The organism is Micromonospora halophytica, assembly GCF_900090245.1.
In the GTDB taxonomy this organism is placed as follows: Bacteria; Actinomycetota; Actinomycetes; order Mycobacteriales; family Micromonosporaceae; genus Micromonospora; species Micromonospora halophytica.
On the sequence record NZ_FMDN01000039.1, the window covers coordinates 1 to 20,398 of the forward strand.

Consider the following 20,398-nt stretch of genomic DNA (forward strand, 5'->3'; position numbering starts at 1 on the left):
GCGACAACACACCCGCCACATGCGCAGCGGCAATCTCACCGACCGAATGCCCCACCACAACATCCGGAGTCACACCCCAGGACTCCACAAGCCGACACAACGACACCTCAAACGCGAACAACGCCGGCTGCGCCACCCCCGTCAGACTCAAATCACCATCAACATCAACATCAAGCAGCCCGGCAATCTCATCCCACACAGACGCGAACACCGGAAACCGCCCATACAACTCCCGACCCATCCCGACACGCTGCGAACCCTGACCCGCAAACACAAACGCCACACGCGGCCGAACCGACACCACGCCGGTGACCACCCCGGCGCCGTCGGCGAACGTGGCCAACCGCTCCCCCAGCTCGACACGGTCAGCCGCCAGGAACGCCGCCCGGTACGGGTGAGCGGTCCGGGTGGTGGCCAGCGAGTAGGCCACGTCGACCGCACGCGGGCTGGGCCGCGAGGCCAGATACTCGGCCAGGCGCCCGGCCTGGGCCGCCAGTCCTTCCTCCGTGCGGGCGGAGAGCAGCACGGGGAACGGCCCGGCGGCGTCGCCGGTGGGCGCGGGCGGCGGTGCCGGCGCCTCGCCGACGATGACGTGGCAGTTCGTTCCGCCCATGCCGAACGCGCTCACCCCGGCGATCAGCGGCCGGTCGCCGTCCGGCCAGGCCGCCCGCTCCCGGCTGACTTCGAGGTTGAGCTCGGCCAACGGGATCCGCGGGTTCGGCGTGGCGAAGTTGAGGCTGGGCGGCACCTCGCGATGGCGTACGGCCAGAGCGGTCTTGATCAGGCCGGCCAGACCGGCCGCGCCCTCGAGGTGACCGATGTTGGTCTTGACCGAGCCGACCCGGACCGGACGGGCGCCGCCGCGGAACACCTCGCCGAGGCCGGCCGCCTCGATCGGGTCGCCGACCGCGGTGCCGGTGCCGTGGAGCTCGACGTACTGCACCTCCCCGGCGCGCACGCCGGCCGACTCCTGCGCGGCCCGCACCACCGACGCCTGCGCGGCGGCGCTGGGCACGGTGAGGCCGTCGGTGGCGCCGTCGTTGTTCACCGCGCTGCCGCGGATCACGCAGTAGATCGGGTCACCGGCCGCGATCGCGGCGTCCAGCGTCTTCAGCACCACCACCGCGGCGCCCTCACCGCGGACGAACCCGTTGGCCCGCGCGTCGAACGTGAAACAGCGCCCGTCCGGAGAGAGCCCGCCGAAACTCTCGGCGATCGCGGTGCATTCCGGCGACACCATGAGGTTCACGCCGGCGACCAGGGCCAGCCCGGTCTCGCCGCGACGCAGGCTCTCGGCCGCCAGGTGCACCGCCACCAGCGACGACGACTGTCCCGTGTCGACCGTCAGGCTCGGCCCGCGCAGGCCCAGCGCGTACGACACCCGGTTGGCCAGCAGGCCGCGGTGCACGCCGGTCATGGTGTGCGGGCCGATCGCGTCCGGCCCGGCGGCCGCGGTGACGCTCGACCAGTCGTCCCACATGGCGCCGGCGAGAACCGCGGCATCGGTGCCCCGCAGGCGGTCGAGCGGGAGGCCGGCGTCCTCCAGCGCCTCGACGCACACCTCGAGCAGCAGCCGCTGCCGGGGGTCCATGGCAGCCGCCTCGCGCGGTGTTATCCCGAAGTACGCGGCGTCGAACAGGTCCATGCCGTCGAGGAAGCCACCCCAGGCCGGCGCGCCGGGCCGCGCGGAGCGGGTGACCGCGCTGCGTCCGGCGCGCAGCAGGCGCCAGAAGGCGTCCGGGCCGTTCGCACCGGGCAGGCGGCAGCCGATCCCGACCAGGGCGATCGCGGTCATCGCCGGGCCTCGGCGGCCGCCGGAAGGACGGTGGAGACGGGCCGGCCGGGGTCGGCCACCAGCGCGCCCAGCACCGAGGTGAAGTCACTCAGCAGCCGTTCGACGGTCGTACGGTCGAACAACGACGTCCGGTACAGCGCGTGCGCGGTGAGCTCACCATCGTGGGACATCAGGGTCACCTCCAGCTCCATCCGGACCGTCACCCGGCGGTAGTCGAACGGCTCCAGCCGCGCGCCGGCCAGCGACACCTGCGCGGGCGAGGCGTTGATCAGCTGGAACATCACGCGGGCCGGCTGGTCGTCGCCGAGGCGCTCGGCCAGCAGGTGGTAGGGCATGTCCTGATGCGCGTACGCGCCGGTGGCCGTGGCCGCGGCCCGGTCCAGCAGCTCGCGGCCGGTCGGGTCACCGCCGATGCCGGTGCGTAGAAGGAGCATGTTGGCGAAGCCGCCGATCAGCGGCTCGATCTCGGCGCGGGTGCGGCCGGCGACCGGTGAGGCCACCACGACGTCGTCGTTTCCGGCGGCCGCCGCGAGCGTGAGCTGGAAGGCGGCGAGCAGCGTCGTGAACAGGGTGGTGTCCTGCTCGGCGCCCCACCGCGTGGCCGCGCGCACCAGGCCCGCGTCGATCGGCCACACGACCGAGTCGCCCGCCGGGTCGTCGGCACCTTTCCGCGGGCGGTCGGTGGGCAGCGCGAACGGCGCCCGCCCGGCCAGCACCCGCGACCAGTACGACCACAGGCGCTCGACGTCGAGGGTGCGGCGCTGCCACACCGCGAAGTCGGCGTACTGCACGGGCAGCGGGGACAACCCGGGTTCACGACCGCCGAGCCGGGCCGCGTACGCGGTCGCGAGCTCGCGCCAGAGCACCTCCTGCGACCAGGCGTCGGTGGCGATGTGGTGGGTGGTCAACATGATCACGTGGCGGTCCGGGTCGAGCCGCAGCACCCGGGCCCGCAGGATCGGCCCCCGAACCAGGTCGAACGGCCGGGCCGCCTCGTCCGCGGCGAGGTCACGGGCTGCGCGTTCACGCTCCTCCGGCATGCCGCCGGGCACCGGCTCGGCCACCAGCGTCATCGGGACCACCGGGCCGATGTGCTGGGCCGTCCCGGTGACGGTCGTCCGCAGCGCCTCGTGCCGGCTCAGCAGCAGCGTCACGGCATGGCCGAGCGCGTCGAGGTCGAGCGGCCCGACCGCCAGCATCATGAACGGAACGTTCCACAGGGGACTGCCCGGTTGCCGGCGCTCCAGCAGCAGGTAGCCCTCCTGGGCGTACGACAGCGGCAACGGTCGCTCCCGGCCGGCCGGCTCGATGCCGCCGGAGGCCACTCGCGGGGTCGCGGCGAGCGCGGCCGCCACCGCGCGAGGGGTTCGCAGCCGGAAGACGTCGGCCAGGGGAAGCGGCACGCCAGTGGCGGTCTCGAGGCGGGTCACCACCTGCGTGGCCAGCAGCGAGTGGCCGCCGAGCGCGAAGAAGTCGTCGTCCACGCCGATCCGTTCGCCGCCGAACAACTCGGCGAAGACCGCGCAGACGATGACCTCCTCGGCCGTCCGGGGCGCCACGTAGCCGGCGGCGACCTCACCGCGCACGCCCGGATCGGGCAGCGCACGCCGGTCGACCTTGCCGGTCGAGGTGAGCGGGAACTCGGCCACGGTCACGAACGCCGACGGCACCATGTACTCCGGCACGGCCGCGGCCACGTGCGCCCGCAGCGAACCGGTGTCGGCGCCGGGCGCCGGCACCACGTAGGCCACCAGCCGGCGGCCGCCGGCGCCGTCGGGCCGCGCGACGACCACGGCCGCCGCGACCGCGTCGTGCCGGCGCAGCACCGTCTCGACCTCACCGGGCTCCACCCGGAAGCCGCGGATCTTCACCTGGTCGTCGGCACGGCCCAGGTATTCCAGCAGGCCGTCGGTGCGCCACCGGCCGACGTCGCCGGTGCGGTACATCCGGTCGCCGGGCTCGCCGAACGGGTCGGCGACGAACCGCTCGGCCGTCAGGCCCGGCCGGTCCACGTAGCCGCGGGCCAGTCCGGGCCCGGCCACGCAGATCTCGCCGGCCACCCCGGCCGGGACGAGCCGCATCCACTCGTCGACGACGTAGATGCGGTGGTTCCACGTCGGTGCGCCGACCGGTGCGACGCCGGGCCAGGCCGCCGGGTCCTCCGGCGCCGTGTACGCGGTGACCACCTGCACCTCGGTGGAGCCGTAGTGGTTGTGGATCCGCGGGCGCGGCCGGCGTTCGGCCAGCGCGCGCAGGTCGTCGTCGAGCGAGAGGGCCTCGCCGGCCTGGCTGATGTGCCGCAGCGCGCTCAGGTCGGCGCCGGTGCGGCGGGCGGCGGCGGCGACCGCCCGGATCATGACGTTCGGCACGAACATCTGGTTGACCGCCGTACGGCTCAGCCAGCCGACGAACGCCACCGGGTCCCGCCGGATCGCCGCCGGCGGCACCACCAGCGTCTCGCCGTACAGTAGCGCCGAGAGCACCTCCTGGACGTGCACGTCGAAGGTGAGCTCGGTGAACTGCGCGGTGCGCGTGCCCGGGCCGCCCGTCACGGCCCGCTTCTGCCACTCGAGCATGTTGACGACGCACCGGCCGGGCATCGCGATGCCCTTCGGCGTGCCGGTCGAGCCGGAGGTGTAGACGACGTAGGCCAGATGGTCGGGCGTGACGCCGGTGTCCGGTGGCGTTTCGGCGACCGCGTCGTCCAGCTCGACGACCGTACGGACCTGCCCATCGAACAGCACACGCGAGCCAGGTTCCGTGACCACCACGTCCATCCGCGCGTTCGCGATGACGTAGCGGACGCGCTCGGCCGGGTGCTCGGCACTGACCGGGACGTACGCGGCGCCGGCCTGGAGGATGCCGACCAGCCCGACGATCATGTCGAGGCCGCGGGGCAGGCACAGCCCGACCAGCCGATCGGGTCCGGCCCCGGCCGCGCGGAGCCGGTGGGCGAGGCCGTTGGCCCGGCTCAGCAGCTGGGCGTAGGTGAGCTTGTCGCCCTCGTACTCGACCGCGGTCAGCTCGGGCGTGCGGCGTGCCTGCTGCATGAGCAGATCCGGCAGGGGCGTCATCGGCACCTCGGCCGCGGCGCCGGTGCCCAGGGCGAGCAGGGCTGCCCGCTCGGATCGGTCGCTGAGCGGGATGCGGGACAGCGGCAGCTCCGGCTCGGCGACCGCGGCGGCCAGCGCGGTGCCGAGATGGCCGACGAGGCGGGCCGCGGTCGCGTGGCCGAACAGTGAGCTGTTGTAGACCAGCGGGCCGCTGATCGTCCCGTCGGCCTGTTCGACCAGGTGCAGCTCGAGGTCGAGCCGCGTGCCGGCGGTGCCGGACTCGAACACCTCGACGTCGGCGCCCGGCCACGGCAGCCGGTCGAACGGCGTGTTGACGACCTGGAAGACCGCCTGCACCAACGGATGCCGGGACAGGTCACGCTCCGGGGCAAGCCGCTCCACCAGATGCTCGAACGGCAGGCTCTGGTGCGCGAACGCGCCGAGCGCGGTCTCGCGCACCTGGCCGACGAGGGCGCGGAACGACGGGTCGCCGGACAGGTCGGTGCGCAGCACCACGGTGTTGACGAAGAATCCGATCAGGTCCTCGAGCTCAGGGCGGGGCCGGTTGGCGACCGGCGAGCCGACCGCCACGTCATCGGTTCCGGCGTGCCGGCCCAGCACCAGCTGGAAGACGGCGAGCAGCACCATGAACACGGTCGCGTTCTCGCGCTCGGCCAGCACGCGCACCGCGCTCGCCACCTCGGCCGGGATGGTCCATTCGAGGGTGCCGGCGTCGTGGGTGGCCACCGCGGGCCGGGCCCGGTCGGCCGGCAGGTCGAGGACGAACGAGCAGCCGTCGAGCCGCTGACGCCAGTACGCCCACTCCCGCTCGTGCTCCGGGCCGCTCATCCGGTCGCGCTGCCACACCGCGAAGTCCGCGTACTGGATCGGCAGGGGCGGAAGGCTCGGCGTGGCCCCGGCGAGCGCCGCGTCGTACGCCCGCACCAGGTCCCGCCAGAGCACCCCCTGCGACCACGCGTCGGTGACCACGTGGTGCATGCCGAAGGCCACCACGTGGTCGTCGCGGCCGAGCTCGACCACCAGCACGCGCAAGAGCGGGCCGGTCGTCAGGTCGAAGCCGCGGGCGGCGAGCGCCGCGACGGCGGCCGAGGGGTCGCCCGTGCCGACCTCGAAAGGCACCGGCGCGGCCGGCAGCACGATCTGGACCGGCTCGCCGCCCGACGCGTCGAAGACGGTGCGCAGCACCTCGTGCCGGGCCACCACGGCGGACACCCCGGCGCGCAGTGCGCCGACGTCCAGGGTGCCGCGGAGACGGATCGCCGAGGTGGCGTTCCACGAGGTGGTGCCGGGGGCGAGCCGGTCGAGGAACCACAGCCGGCGCTGGCCGGAGGAGAGCGGGAGCGGCCGGTCGCGGCCGGCCGGCCGGATCGCGCCGGCTTCCCCGGACCCGGGCCGCCGTTCCGGCAGGGCCTCGGCGAGCGTGCGCGGGGTCGGGTTGCGGAACAGCGCCTCGAGGGACACGGCCAGTCCCGTGGCGGCGCGGATCCGGGAGACGACCCGGGTGGCCAGCAGCGAGTGGCCGCCCAGGGCGAAGAAGCCGTCGTCGATGCCCACCTGCGCCGCGCCGAGGACGTCCGCGAAGATGCCGCAGAGCAGTTCCTCGTCCGGTGTGCGAGGCGCGACCAGGCCGGGCCGGACGGCCGGGCCTGGGTCCGGCAGCACCCGCCGGTCGACCTTGCCGGTGCTGGTCAGCGGCAGCGCGGGCAGCACCACGAACGCCGACGGCACCATGTAGTCCGGCAGGGCGGCGACCGCGTGCGCCCGCAGCTCCTCCTCGCCCACGGCGGCGCCGGGCACGACGTAGCCGATGAGGCGCATGCCGGCCCGGCCGTCGTCTCGCGCGACCACGAGCGCCTGCGCGACCCGCTCGTGGCGGCGCAGGACGGCCTCGACCTCGCCGGGCTCGACCCGGAAGCCACGGATCTTCACCTGCTCGTCGACGCGGCCCAGGTATTCGAGGTTGCCGTCCGGGCGCCAGCGGCCGAGGTCCCCGGTGCGGTACATGCGGGCGCCCGGCGGGCCGTACGGATCGGGCAGGAACAGCTCCGCGGTCAGGCCGGGGCGGTTCAGATAGCCGCGGGAGAGGCCGATACCCGAGACGTACAGGTCGCCGGGCACGCCGACCGGCACCGGCCGCAGCTCCCGGTCGAGGACGAGCACTCGGCGGTTGGCCAGCGGCCGGCCGATCGGGATGGCACCGGCCGAGGGGCCCGACCGCGCGTTCATCCGGAACCCGGTGGCGATCACGGTGGCCTCGGTCGGCCCGTACACGTCCACGACCTCCAGGCCCGGATGCCGGTCGAGCAGGCCGGACACGGTGGCCGCGGAGACCTTGTCGCCGCCGGCCTGCACCTCGCGAACCGAGGCGAACGTGTCCGGGCACTCGTCGGCCAGCAGGTCGAGCAGCCCCGGGGTGAGGAACAGCGCGGTGACCCCGTGCCGGCGTACGACGTCGTGGTAGGTGGCCGCCTCCAGATCGCCGGGCGGCGCGAAGACGAGCGTCCCGCCGCCGAGCAGCGCCGGCCACGTCTCCGCAGTGGACACGTCGAAGGCGTACGAGGAGTGCACCAGCACCCGTTCGTAGCGGCCGCCGGCGAACAGCTCGTCGAGCGCGAAGCCGGCCACGTTGCGGTGGGTCACCCCGACGCCCTTGGGCCGGCCGGTCGAGCCGGAGGTGTAGATGACGTACGCCAGCGAATCGGGCCGGGCCCGCGGCTCCGGCGGCGTGCCGGGGTGGCCGGTGACCGGCTCACGCACGTCAACGACGACGATCCCGGTTCCCCGTACGGCTTCGGTCGTCCGCTCCGGGCAGTCGGTGAGGACCAGTCGCGCGCCCGCCTCGGTGAGCATCGTGAGCCGGCGGGCGGCCGGGTTGCGCGTGTCCAGCGGCAGGTAGGCGCCGCCGGCCTTGAGCACCGCGAGCACCGCCGTCGCCACGTCGGGCGAGCGGCCGAGGTCCAGGCCGACCACGCCCTCGGCGGCCAGGCCGAGCGCCAGGAGGCGGTGCGCCAGGAGGTTCGAGTCGCGATCGAGCTCCGCGTAGGTCACCGCGCGGCCGTCCTGGCGCGCGGCCACCGCGTCCGGCTTGCGCCGGGCCTGCTCGGCGAAGAGCTCGGTGAGCGTGGCGTCCGGGATCTCCTGGACCGGGCCCTGCCAGCCGCGCAGGACCGCCTCCCGCTCGGCCGGGTCGAGCAGCCAGTAGGTGCCGATCGGCCGGTCGGGGTCGGGAAGGACCTCGCGGGCGGCCGCGGTGAGCCGGTCGAGCAGCCGTGCCACGGTCGGCTCGTCGAACAGGGCGGCGCTGAACACCGCGCGTCCGGCCATCGAGCCGTCCTCCTGCTCGACGAGGTGCAGTTCCAGGTCGACCCGGGTCGACATCCGGTCGGGCGCGAACACCTCCGCCGGGCCGGCCGCGTCGTCCAGCCGGCCGAACGACGGGGTGTTGACGATCTGGAACACCACCTGCACCAGCGGATGCCGGGACAGGTCGCGCTCCGGGGCCAGCCGCTCCACCAGATGCTCGAACGGCAGCTCCTGATGCGCGAACGCGCCCAGCGCCGTCTCCCGCACCCGGCCCACCAGCGTGCGGAACGACGGATCGCCCGACAGATCGGTCCGCAACACGACCGTGTTGACGAAGAACCCGATCAGGCCCTCGAACTCTCGCCGCGGCCGGTTGGCGACCGGCGAACCGACCGCCACGTCGTCGGTGCCGGCGGTGCGGCCCAGCACCAGCTGGAACAGGGCCAGCAGCACCATGAACGGCGTCGCGCTCTCGCGCTCGGCCAACGTCCGCGCCGCAGCCACCACGTCGGCCGGCAGCCGGAAGTCGCACCAGCCGGCCGCGGGCGAGGCGACCGGCGGCCGCGGCCGGTCGGCCGGCAGCTCCAGTGGGGCGAGACCCTCCAGGCGGTGCTGCCAGTAGCCGGCCAGCTCCGCCACGCGCTCGGCGGAGAGCCGCTCGCGTTGCCAGACGGCGAAGTCGGCGTACTGCACCGGAAGCGGCTTCAGGACCGGCTTCGAGCCCGCCGCCAACGCGATGTACGCCGCCGACAGCTCGGTGCCGAGAACCCCCTGCGACCACGCGTCGGTCACCGCGTGGTGCATGGTCACCGCCACGACGTGGTCGTCGGGAGCGAGCCGCACCAGCAGCGCACGAACCAGCGGGCCGGCCGCGAGGTCGAAGCCGCGTTCGGCGTCGTCGCCCACCAGGCGGCGAGCCTCCGCCTCGTCCGCGGCCTCCACGACCGGCACGGGCACCGGCGCCGGTGGCCGGATCACCTGGACCGGCTCGCCGCCGGCCTCGCGGAAGACCGTGCGCAGCGACTCGTGCCGCTCCACCACAGTGGACAGGGCCGCGGCGAGCGCGCCGGCGTCGACCGGGCCGCGCACCCGCACCGCGAAGGGCACGTTGTACGCGCTGCCGCCGGGCGCGAGCTGGTCGACGAACCAGAGCCGCCGCTGGCCGGACGACAGCGGCAGCGGGCGGTCCCGGTGGGCCGGGGCGACGCGGCCGGGATCCGGCCGGCCCTCGGGCAGAGCGGTCGCGAGCGCCCGCGCTGTGGGGTGCCGGAACAGCTGCCGCAGCGGGACCTCGACGCCGAGGCGCGCCTGCAGCCGCGCCGCCGCCTGGGCGGCCAGGAGCGAATGGCCGCCGAGGGTGAAGAAGCCGTCGCCAGGGCCGACCGTTGGCCGGTCGAGCAGCTCCGCGAACACCGCGCAGATGAGGCTCTCCCGCTCGGTCGCGGGGGCGGCCGCGTCGTCCTCCGCGGCCGGGCGGCCGGGTGCGGGCAGGGCACGACGGTCGAGCTTGCCGTTGGCGGTGCGCGGCAGGGCGTCCAGCATGACGAAGGCCGTGGGAACGAGGTAGCCGGGCAGGCAGGCCTCGAGCGTGGCGCGCAGCCGGCCGGACGGGTCGTCGCCGGGCACGGCCGGCACCACGTAGGCGACCAGCCGCTTGTCGCCCGGCCGGTCCTCGCGGACGACGACGGCCGCGGCGGCCACCGGCTCCTGGCGTTCCAGGACGGCGGCGGCCTCGCCGGGTTCGATCCGCAGGCCCCGGATCTTGATCTGGTCGTCGGCGCGGCCGAGGTATTCCAGGACGCCCTCGGCGGTCCAGCGTGCCCGGTCGCCGGTGCGATACATCCGGCTGCCGGGCTCGCCGTACGGGTCGGCGAGGAATCGCTCGGCGGTCAGGCCGGGGTGGCGGTGGTAGCCGCGCGCGACACCGGCGCCGCCGATGCACAGCTCGCCCGCGACGCCGGTCGGCACCGGCCGCATCCGGTCGTCGAGCACGTACACCCGGCTGTTGTCGATGGGCCGGCCGATCGGCACGGGACCGCGCGGCGGCCGGTCGGCGGTCATCGCGTACGAGGTCGCGAAGGTGGTGGTCTCGGTCGGCCCGTATCCGTCGACCACGGTGATCTCGGGGTTGACGGCCAGCAGCGTGGTCACCGCCTCGGACGGCACCGCCTCGCCGCCGGTCCAGACCTCCCGCACCCGGCCCTCGCGGAAACAACCGGGATTCTCGGCGACCAGCGCGGAGAACAGGCCGGCGGTCAGCCACAGGCCGCCGACCCGCCCAGCCACGATGGCCCGTCCGAGCTCGTGCAGCCCGAGCTCGCCGGGCGGCGCCACCACGACGCAGCCACCGGCCAGCAGCGGGGCCCAGATCTCGTAGGTGGAGGCGTCGAAGACATGCGGCGAGTGCAGCAGGACCCGGTCGTGATTGCCGTTGCGCCACCGCTCGTCCAGCGCCAGCGCGACCACGTTGCGGTGGGTCACCACGACGCCCTTGGGCACGCCGGTCGATCCGGACGTGGACATCACGTAGGCCGCCGCATCCGGATGCGGCCGCACGGCGGGCCGGGTCGCCGGGCCGCCGGGCGCCTCGACGGGCAGCACGATGACGCCGGAGAACTCGTCCGGCCGCTCGCTGAGCACCAGCCGGGCGGCCGACCCGGCGAGGATCTGCTCGGTGCGGGCGCGCGGATCCCGGCGGTCGAGGGGCAGATAGGCGCCGCCCGCGGCGAGCACGCCGAGGATCGCCACGATCATGCTCGCCCCGCGGTCGAGATACAGCCCGACCGGCTCCTCGCCCGACACTCCGGCCGCGCGCAGGCGGTGCGCGAGCCGGTAGGCGCGCGCAGCGAGCTCGGCGTACGTCATCCGCTCGCCCCCGGGCAGCTCGAGGGCGACAGCGTCCGGAGTGCGGGTCACCACCTGGTCGAACAGGTCCGGCAGCGACGCCTCGGGCAGCGGCCGAGCCGTGTCGTTGCGGACCCGCAGCAGGTCGTCGCGCTCCTCGGCACCGAGCGGGTCGACCGCCGAGATCGGCCGGTCCGGGTCGGCGAGGACCTGGTCGAGGGCGCGGCCGAGGTGCTCGACGAGGCGTTCGACGGTGGCGTCGTCGAACAGCGCGCGGCTGTGGACGACCCGTCCGTACAGGCCGCCGTCCGGCGCCGGGAACAGGTAGACCTCGAGGTCCATCCGGGTGAACTCACGGCCAGCCGGGAAGATCGACGCTGTCGCCCCGGGCCACGCCGCGAAGTCGGGAACGCTGCCGGCGATTTGGAAGACGACCTGGACCAGCGGGTTGCGGGACAGGTCGCGCTCCGGGGCCAGCCGCTCCACCAGATGCTCGAACGGCAGCTCCTGATGCGCGAACGCGCCCAGCGCCGTCTCCCGCACCCGGCCCACCAGCGCGCGGAACGACGGATCGCCCGACAGATCGGCCCGCAACACCACCGTGTTGACGAAGAACCCGATCAGCCCCTCCAGCTCGGCCCGCGGCCGGTTCGCCACCGGTGAGCCCACCGCCACGTCGTCGGTACCCGCGTAGCGGCCCAGCACCAGCTGGAACAGGGCCAGCAGCACCATGAACGGCGTCGCGTTCTCCCGCTCGCCGAGCTGGCGCACAGCGCGTGCCGCCGCCGGTGGGATCTCCCATGCGCACGAGCCGGCCTCGTAGGCCATCACGGCCTCGCGAGGGCGGTCGGTGGGCAGGTCGAGGGCGGCCGGGAGCCCGGCAAGCTGCCGCTGCCAGTACGCCCACTGCCGGTCCAGCACCGGCCCGGTCAGCCACTGCCGCTGCCAGGCGGCGAAGTCGGCGTACTGCACGGGCAACGGCGCCCAGGACGGCTCGGACCCGGCGGACAGCGCGGCGTACGCCGTGGACAGCTCCTTCCACAGGATCGCCTGCGACCACGCGTCGGTGACCACGTGGTGCATGGTCAGCGCGAGAACCTGGTCGTCGTCGGCCAGCCGGACCACCAGCGCCCGGATCAGCGGCCCGCGGGCCAGGTCGAACGGCCGCGCGATCTCGGCGGCGACCAACCGCGCCGCAGCGGCCTCGCCGGCCGCGGCGGCGGTGGCGACCGGCACCGCCGCCGGCGGCTGGATCCGCTGCGCCGCCCGGCCGTCCTCGTCGACGATGACCGTGCGCAGCACCTCGTGCCGCTCGGCCACGGCGGTCAGCGCCGCGCCGAGCCGGCCGATGTCGAGCGGGCCCCGCATGCGCAGGGTGAGGGGCACGTTGTACGCCGCACCCGGAGCGAGCCGGTCCACCAGCCACAGCCGCTGCTGCGCGTAGGACAGCGGCAGGGCGGCAGCACGGTCGGCTCGGGGGATCCCGGCCGGACCGGTGGGCCGGGTGTGCTCCATCAGACGGCGCAGCGCGTTCTGCAGACCGGCCGGCGGTTCAGAAGCCATCGACGTCCGCCTTCAGCCTGAGGTGCGTGTACATCTGCTCGGCTAGTTCGCGGTGGGTGCCGCGGCCGCTGCCGGCGAACGCCGCCGCCACTTTGGACTGCAGCTCGACCGGCTGATCCTGGGACAGCTTGAACATGCTCTGCACCGCGTCGACGTGGATCTCCAGCGCGCCGACGGCGTGCACGATGCGCTCGAAGTAGCCGAGCGAGCCGGTCATGTCCCAGCCCGCGCCGAAGCGGCCCTCGAGGACCTGCACGGTCCGTTTCACCACGCGCAGCGCGGGCTCGCCGGCCCCGAGGAGCCGGACCACGCCGTGCGCGTGGACGACGGTGAAGTTCCAGGTCGGGGCAGCCGGGCTCACGCCGTAGACGGTCGGGGACACGTAGCCGTGCGGCCCTTGGAAGACCACGAGCACGCGCGCACCGTCGGAGAGCGACCCCCACAGCGGGTTCTGCCGGTTCATGTGCGTGAGCAGGGTGATGCCGGCCAGGTCGTCCCGCTCGTCGTCGTCGGCGAACACCACCGGCAGGTGGGACACCGACGGGCTCTCACCGCCGAGGACGAAGCAGGCCAGGGGGTTCGATCTCATTAGCTCGACGACGGGCCCGGCGTCCTCGACCGCGAAACTTCGGGGCACAAACATGTGGCGTCCCATCCGTGGTGCGTGTTCTCAACGCTGCGACGCGGCGAGGGTGTTCCAGAACAGCAAGTCGTAGCTGCGCAGCAGGCGGGCGTAGGACCGTGCGGTGTCGGGTTTCCAGCCACCGGCGAGCCGGTCCGCGAGGATGCCGGCGCCCTGCTCCTGCAGTTGCGGATTGGGAACGCTGAGCGCGTCGAGAAAGGCAGCGGCCGCGTCGTCCAGGCCGTGGTGCTGCCGCAGCGCCTTGGCGAGCACGGCGAAGCCCTGGCACCAGTGCGGGAAGTTGGCGAGCAGACCGAAGACGACATCGGCCGGGTCCGCGTTGAGCGCGAGCCAGCCGACGTACGACGGGTAGGCGCGGCACAGCGCGTCGGCCTCGGCGTCCAGCGGCGGCGCGGTTCCCTCGTACGCATTCGCCAGCGCCGGAAGGGCGGCCAGGCCCATCGTCTCGCCCATCGCGAGGCCGAGGAAGAACTGGCGCTCCGCACCGGCCGAGCGACCGGCCAAGGTGAGAAAACTGCCCTGGTCGCTGGTGAAGATGACGGTCTCGGCGGCGACGTAGGTGAGCATCGTGTGCCGGGCGAGCTCGCCCCGCGCGGCCAGCTCGGTGAAGGCGTTGTCGCCCGGCGCCGGCGCGAGCTGGTCGGTGGCGGTCGCGAGCAGCTGCCGCGCGTGGTCCGTCATGGTGTTTCCTTCCCCCGTTGTCTGTCTTGTGTGTTCCTGGCGTGCGGACGGTCAGGCCATGGCCGCCCCGGCGACGGGCTGCCGGACGGGCAGCGTGGTCATGCCGCGGACGACCCGGGTCGGCCGGCGCTGCGCGCCGTCGGCGAGCTGCAGGTCGGGAAACTTGCGCAGCAGCACCCGCAGCGTCGCGGCTGCCTCGATGCGGGCCAGGCCGGCGCCGACGCAGAGGTGGATGCCGTCGCCGAAGGTCAGGTGCTTGCGGCTGTTGGGCCGGGTGATGTCGAGCTCGGCGGCGTCGTCGCCGAAGACCCGGGGGTCGCGGTTGGCACCGGCGACCACGACGAACACCGGCGCGTCGGCCGGAATGTCGACGCCGGCCATGGTCACCGATTCGGTGGTGACCCGCAGCAGGTACTGCACGGGCGCGTCCCAGCGGAGCACCTCTTCGACAGCGCCCGGGATCAGTTCGGGGTCGGCCAGCAGCCGCTGCCGCACGTCCTCGTGGCCGAGCACGGTCAGGATGCAGTTGCCGATGAGGTTGACCGTCGTCTCGAACCCCGCGCCGAGCAGGACGCCGCAGGTGGCGATCATCTCGTCGCCGGTTAGCGGCTCGCCGTCGGGTGCGGCCTGTACCATGAAGCTGACCAGGTCGTCGCCCGGATCCTTGGTGCGCTTGGCGATCAGGTCGTCGAAGAAGTCACGCATCTCGATCAGCATTTGCCGGAAGTCGCGCAGGTCGCTCATCGTGCGGATGCCGTCCACCGAGGTGCCGATGATGCCGCCCCAGCGCCGGAAGTCCTCGTAGTTGTCCTCACCGATGCCGAAGAAGGCGGCGATCACCCGGATCGGCACCCGGACGGACAGGTCGTTGACCGCGTCCCAGCCGCCGCCCCGGCGCCCGAGTTCGTCGAGGATCTCCTCGAGCATGGCCTCGATGGTCTCGGTGCGCTGCCGGATGGCCCGGGGCGAGAACCACGGCGCCACCATGCGGCGCAGGCGGGTGTGGTCGGGCGGGTCCATCGCCAGGAACGAGTCGTCCATCGGCACGATGAGCCGCCGCCCCTCGTCGTCGTGGACGGTGGTGTCGATGGGCTTGTGCTTGGCCACGGCGAACGAGCCGAACCGCTTGCTGTCCGAGAGGATCGCGGACGCCATCGCGTGATCACAGGTGGCGAAGGCGCCGATACTGCCCTTCACCAGTTCGCCACCAGATCTGATGCGCTCGTAAATGGGGTAGGGATCTTCTTCGGGACGCCTCGAAATAAGACGTGCAACCGGATCTCCCGTACGGGAAAGTAACCCCAACATCGAGCGGGAGATAAACATCTTCGTGGCCATTTTGGCCGTTCCCCACACCATACCCCCAGCATGCAAGTCGCATCATGAAGCGTCAATGTGGTCCAGATCACACGCCGATTTCCTATGCCATCCGATCATCGAAATGTCAAGAGAAATCGATGTAGATGATCTACTCTCGCCCGGTGTATGGTTCGGCCTCAGTGGACCACGACCGGCCGGCGCGGCTAGAGGTTGCCGCGCCGGCCGGAGTGCTCCCGCGACCGTCGGGCACCGGCGCCCCGGGCCGCCACAACCAGGGTCAGCCGAGAACCCGCGCACCTCGCCTCCCGCGAGCAGTCCGAGTTTTCGCAGCTCACAACGAGCGAGAGGCAGGAGATGGAGCAGGCATCCGGCGAGTCTCAGCGATCGCGGAAGCACCCCGGGAGCGTCCCGGACGGGCAGCGGTGGTCTACTGTGGCTGAAGCGTAGGGGATGATCATTTGCCCGCCGGACGGTTCGCCCGGCAGCGGCTCCCCGCCTGCGGAGGCGACTTTCCACAAGCGCCGATCGCGTCGACACATGTGCAGTCCCATTGGCGTCGATGCCACGAGAAGAGCTCTTCGCATACGCGCTATAACGCGTGACTAAATGTGGTGCGCCATTTACCGACCGCCAACCACCGGGGAGCGTGAGATCGTTGGTCGATCCGGATCGTGACGACCTTGCGGTGATCGATTACTACGACATCGTCGGCCCCGTCATGCAAAAACTGTGGGACGACAATTTTCACTTCGGATACTGGGACGGCCCCGACGACACCAGCACGGTCGCGGTGGCGACCGACCGCTTCACCGACCTCGTCGTCGACCGGCTCGCCGCCGCTCCCGGCGACCGCGTCCTCGACCTGGGCTGCGGCATCGGCAAGCCGGCCCTGCGTCTGGCCCGCGCCGCCGAGGTCGAGGTCGTCGGCATCACCATCAGCCGCGACCAGGTCGAGCAGGCCAACGACCGAGCCCGCCGGGAGGGACTGGCCGGCCGCGTGAGCTTCCAGGTGGCCGACGGCACCGCGATGCCGTTCCCCGACGACTCCTTCGACGCCGTCCTGGCGTTCGAGTCGATCCTGCACATGGACCGCGGCCGGGCGCTGCGCGAGGTGGGCCGGGTGCTGCGGCCCGGCGGCCGGCTGGTCGCCACCGACCTGGTGGAGCGCGCCGCCCCGGACCAGGTAACCCCGCCGGCCAACGCCACCTTCACCCCGCTGCCGTCGCTCGCGCGATACCCGGATCTGCTGGCCGAGAGCGGGCTCGAGCCGGTCGAGCTGCTCGACCTGACCGCCAACACGGTGCACCTCTCCCTCGCGCGCATGATGAGCGCCTCGGCCGAGGACCAGGCCGCCTTCGCGGCCACGATGGACCCGGCGCAGCAGCAAGCGGTCGCGGCCGCCAACATGCCGCTCACCGCCGCCGTCGACCTGGGCTGCGTGCTGGTCGTCGCCACCGCCACCGCGAGCGGGGCCCGATCGTGACCGGCGTGGCACGCGGCTCCGCCGCGGACCTGTGGATCCGCACCTACCATCCGGCCGCCACGGCCGCCGCGAAACTGGTCTGCCTGCCGCACGCCGGCGGATCCGCCAGCTACTTCTTCCCCGTCTCGGCACGGCTGAGCCCGGCAGTGGAGGTGCTGGCGGTGCAATACCCCGGACGCCAGGACCGCCGCGGCGAGCGATGCCTCGAGTCGATCGCCGAGCTGGCCGACGCCCTCACCCCGTACGTGCTGGCCCACGCCGACCGGCCGCTGGCGCTCTTCGGGCACAGCATGGGCGCCTCACTCGCCTTCGAGCTCACCCGGCGACTCGAGGACCGCGCCGTCACCCCGCTGGCGCTGTTCGTCAGCGGCCGCCGAGCGCCGTCCCGGCACCACGTCGAGACCACCCATCAACTCGACGACGAGGGCCTGCTCCGGGAGCTTCGCGCCCTCGGCGGCACACACTCGTCGCTGCTCGGTAACGACGAGCTGATACGGATGGCGCTGCCGGCGATCCGGGGCGACTACACGGCCGCCGAGACGTACCGGTGGGTTCCAGGCCCGCCGCTGCGCACGCCGATCCACGTACACACGGGGCGGGCGGACCCCCGGGTGACGCTCGAAGAAGCCGCAGCGTGGTGCGAGCACACGACGGCGGGCTTCTCGCTGACGCCCTACAGCGGCGGCCACTTCTACCTCAACGACCACGCCGCGGAGGTCACCGACGCGATCGGCCGGGTCATCACCGCCGACGTGGCCGCATGATCCCCGGGTTCGCGGAGACGCTCGAAGGGGCCACCTCCCCCGGCGAGGTCGCCGCGCTGCCGGTGCCCGAGAGCTACCGCGCCGCCGTCCTGCTCAAGGACGAGCAGACGATGTTCGACGGCGTCCCGCTCCGCGACCGCAAACCCGCCGACTCCCTGCACGTACGGGAGGTCCCGACGCCGGAGCCCGGGCCGGGCGAGGCCCTGATCGCCGTGATGGCCAGCGCGGTGAACTACAACACCGTGTGGAGCGCGCTGTTCTCCCCGGTGCCCACCTTCGCGATGCTCGAACGGTACGCGCGAACGGGCGGCCCGGCGGCCCGGCACGACCTGCCCTACCACGTGGTCGGCTCGGACCTCGCAGGTGTCGTGCTACGGACCGGCCCCGGGGTGCGGCGCTGGCGGCCCGGCGACCGCGTGGTCGCGCACTGCCTGTCGGTGGAGCTGGAGGACGCCGCCGGGCACGACGACAGCATGCTCGACCCCGAGCAGCGCATCTGGGGCTACGAGACCAACTTCGGCGGCCTGGCCGAGCTGGCCCTCGTCAAAGCCAACCAGCTCATGCCCAAGGCGGCCCACCTGACCTGGGCCGAGGCGGCCGCACCGGGCCTGGTCAACTCGACGGTGTACCGACAGCTCGTCTCCCACCACGGCGCCGGCATGAAGCTGGGCGACAACGTGCTGATCTGGGGCGCTGCGGGCGGCTTGGGCTCGTACGCCGTCCAGTACGCCCTGGCAAGCGGCGCGACCCCGATCTGCGTGGTCTCCAGCGAGAGCAAGGCCGAGGTGTGCCGGCGCATGGGCGCCGAGGCCATCATCGACCGCGAGGCCGAAGGCTACCGCTTCTGGATCGACGAGCACACCCAGAACCCCCGCGAGTGGCGCCGCCTCGGCTCCCGCATCCGCGAGCTGACCGGCGGCGAGGACGTCGACATCGTCTTCGAGCACCCCGGCCAGGAGACCTTCGGCGCCTCGGTCTACGTCGCCCGCCGCGGTGGCACGGTGGTCACCTGCGCCTCCACGAGCGGCTACCAGCACCAGTTTGACAACCGCTATCTCTGGATGAGCGTGAAACGGATCCTCGGCTCCCACTTCGCCAACTACCACGAGGCCTGGCAGGCCAACCGCCTCATCCTCCGCGGCCGAGTGCACCCCACTCTCTCCACCGTGTACACGCTGGCCAACGTCGGCCAGGCCGTGGACGACCTGCACCACAACCGCCACAAAGGAAAAGTGGGAGTCCTGTGCCTGTCCCCCACCGAGGACCGCGGCGTCACCGATCCCGCCATGCGTGACCGCCACCTGACTGCCATCAACCGTTTTCGCTAGCTCCGGAGGTGCTCGTGTCCACCCGTTACGCCGTCCTCGTCAACCACGAGGAGCAGTACTCCCTCTGGCCGGAGTCCGCCGAGCTCCCTCCGGGCTGGCGCGACGTCGGCGTGCACGGCACCAAGGAGGAGTGCCTCGCCCACATCGACCGGGTGTGGACGGACATGCGCCCTCTCTCCCTGCGCGCGCTCCGGAGCCAGGAGCACTACGCCCCATCGCGCCGCGAGGCGGTGACCAAACTCAGGTTGGACACCCCTTAACGAAGGGCCGAGGCTAGTACGGCAGTCGCCGTTTGAGATGCCGCTGGTGGAGCGGGGTGGGCGCGTGGCGGCCACCGCATGATCGTCTGTACGTTGTGGACATAACTTCAGATCCGGTGGTGGCCGCGTGCCACAGCGTAGACGTTGCCCGATGGCGGTGGGTTCTGGCCGGGGTGCTCGCCTGTTTCGCGGGCCGGTTCGGGCGGGTGGAGCCGCGTCGCACGGCCGCGGCGTTCGTGACCGGGCTGCTGGCCGATATCGAGGTCAAGACCTGTTGGCAGTTGGCGGAGCAGGCCGGACACGCCCGGCCGGATGCGATGCAGCGGCTGTTGTATCGGGCGGTGTGGGACGCCGGATGCTGTCCGCGATGACCTGCGGGCGGTGGTCGTCGACCGATTCGGTGACCCGGACGCGGTCCTGGTCGTTGACGAGACCGGGGACCTGAAGAAGGGCCTGCATTCGGTCGGGGTGCAACGCCAATACAGCGGCACCGCCGGCAGGATCGAAAACGCGCAGGTCGGGGTGTTCCTCGGCTATGCCAGCGGGCACGGGCACACCCTGATCGACCGACGTGTGTATCTGCCGGTGTCGTGGACCGAGGACCGGGACCGCTGCCGGGCCGCCGGTGTCCCGGACGAGGTCGAGTTCGCCACGAAACCCGACCTTGCCGCCGACATGATCACCGCAGCCGTCGACGCCGGCGTGCCAGCCGGGTGGGCTGCCGCGGACGAGGCCTACGGCAACAGCAGCGTCTTCCGCAGCCACCTGCGCGAACATCGTCTCGGTTATGTCCTGGCCGTGTCCCGCAGCCACCTGGTACCTCTCGACGGAGGCAAGACCCGGGTTCGCGCCGACCAGGTCGCCACCGAACTACCCGCCTCGGCGTGGCAGCGCCGCAGCGCAGGGGCCGGGTCGAAAGGGCCCCGCTACTACGACTGGGCCTGGCTCGACGACGTGACCACCGATGCCGACCCCGACGAAGGCGGCCACCACAGCCTCCTGATCCGTAAGAACACCACCACCGGCGAGCTGGCCTTCTACCGCTGCTGGACCCCGCAACCGGCCACCCTCGCCCAACTCGTCCGGGTCGCCGGGATCCGCTGGACCGTCGAGGAATCCTTCCAAGCCGCCAAAAGCCAGGTCGGCCTGGACCAGCACCAGGTCCGCCGCTGGGACTCCTGGCACCGCTTCACCACCCTCGCCCTGGCCGCCCTCGCCGTCCTGGCGATCTGCGCCGCCATCAGGCCTGAGTTGTAGCGTTCTGGCGATCTTGTGATCGTGGGTGCCGCTGACGTGGGCGTTTGCTCGCGGATCGGTGCTGGTGTGGTCACTAACGCGGC

General features: G+C 72.8%; 9 protein-coding genes and 1 pseudogene. 5 read left to right on the plus strand and 5 right to left on the minus strand.

From position 1 onward, the window contains the following. From GA0070560_RS27245 to GA0070560_RS27265, 5 genes are all read right to left on the minus strand, one after another. A partial coding sequence (locus GA0070560_RS27245; protein WP_139131617.1) for a type I polyketide synthase occupies nucleotides 1-1,795 on the minus strand: 1,795 nt, incomplete at its 3' end. Then, a complete protein-coding gene (locus tag GA0070560_RS27250) occupies nucleotides 1,792-12,579 on the minus strand; it encodes a non-ribosomal peptide synthetase (protein ID WP_091302909.1) in 10,788 nt (3,595 codons plus the stop codon). The genes GA0070560_RS27250 and GA0070560_RS27245, both read right to left, overlap by 4 nt. Further along, nucleotides 12,569-13,234: an FMN-binding negative transcriptional regulator gene (locus GA0070560_RS27255; RefSeq protein WP_342670446.1), complete on the minus strand. Its 666-nt coding sequence runs from the start codon at nucleotides 13,232-13,234 to the stop codon at nucleotides 12,569-12,571. The genes GA0070560_RS27250 and GA0070560_RS27255 overlap by 11 nt, the downstream gene beginning before the upstream one ends. A gap of 15 nt (nucleotides 13,235-13,249) precedes the next feature. Then, nucleotides 13,250-13,903 (minus strand): hypothetical protein, encoded by a 654-nt coding sequence (locus GA0070560_RS27260; protein ID WP_091302913.1) that lies wholly within the window; start codon nucleotides 13,901-13,903, stop codon nucleotides 13,250-13,252. 51 nt (nucleotides 13,904-13,954) lie between these two features. Continuing rightward, complete coding sequence (locus GA0070560_RS27265) at nucleotides 13,955-15,058, minus strand: cytochrome P450 (protein WP_170839606.1); 1,104 nt, start codon at nucleotides 15,056-15,058, stop codon at nucleotides 13,955-13,957. Nucleotides 15,059-15,908: 850 nt separating this feature from the next. On the opposite strand from GA0070560_RS27265, the gene GA0070560_RS27270 reads away from it, so the two are divergent. The 5 genes and pseudogenes from GA0070560_RS27270 to GA0070560_RS27290 all read left to right on the plus strand — a co-directional run bounded on the left by GA0070560_RS27270 (nucleotide 15,909) and on the right by GA0070560_RS27290 (nucleotide 20,315). After that, a complete protein-coding gene (locus GA0070560_RS27270) occupies nucleotides 15,909-16,706 on the plus strand; it encodes an SAM-dependent methyltransferase (protein ID WP_281185315.1) in 798 nt (265 codons plus the stop codon). A 5-nt stretch (nucleotides 16,707-16,711) separates the two neighbouring features. Next, the gene (locus GA0070560_RS27275; RefSeq protein ID WP_091302927.1) at nucleotides 16,712-17,470 is read left to right on the plus strand and encodes a thioesterase II family protein; all 759 of its coding nucleotides are present in this window, start codon (nucleotides 16,712-16,714) and stop codon (nucleotides 17,468-17,470) included. After that, on the plus strand, nucleotides 17,467-18,798 hold the full coding sequence (gene ccrA, locus GA0070560_RS27280; RefSeq protein WP_091302917.1) for a crotonyl-CoA carboxylase/reductase: 1,332 nt from the start codon (nucleotides 17,467-17,469) through the stop codon (nucleotides 18,796-18,798). Before GA0070560_RS27275 ends, ccrA begins: the two co-directional genes overlap by 4 nt. An 8-nt stretch (nucleotides 18,799-18,806) precedes the next feature. Next, entirely contained in the window at nucleotides 18,807-19,058 is a 252-nt protein-coding gene (locus tag GA0070560_RS27285) for an MbtH family protein (protein ID WP_091302919.1), read from the plus strand. 164 nt (nucleotides 19,059-19,222) lie between these two features. Then, nucleotides 19,223-20,315, plus strand: a pseudogene (locus tag GA0070560_RS27290) (IS701 family transposase). The last annotated feature ends 83 nt before the right edge of the window (nucleotides 20,316-20,398 follow it).

Coding starts and splice junctions, on each gene's coding strand:
- GA0070560_RS27260 (WP_091302913.1), bottom strand. CDS start 13,903: ATGACGGACCACGCGCGGCAGCTGCTCGCGACCGCCACCGACCAGCTC.
- GA0070560_RS27255 (WP_342670446.1), bottom strand. CDS start 13,234: ATGGGACGCCACATGTTTGTGCCCCGAAGTTTCGCGGTCGAGGACGCC.
- GA0070560_RS27250 (WP_091302909.1), bottom strand. CDS start 12,579: ATGGCTTCTGAACCGCCGGCCGGTCTGCAGAACGCGCTGCGCCGTCTG.
- ccrA (WP_091302917.1), top strand. CDS start 17,467: ATGATCCCCGGGTTCGCGGAGACGCTCGAAGGGGCCACCTCCCCCGGC.
- GA0070560_RS27265 (WP_170839606.1), bottom strand. CDS start 15,058: ATGGCGTCCGCGATCCTCTCGGACAGCAAGCGGTTCGGCTCGTTCGCC.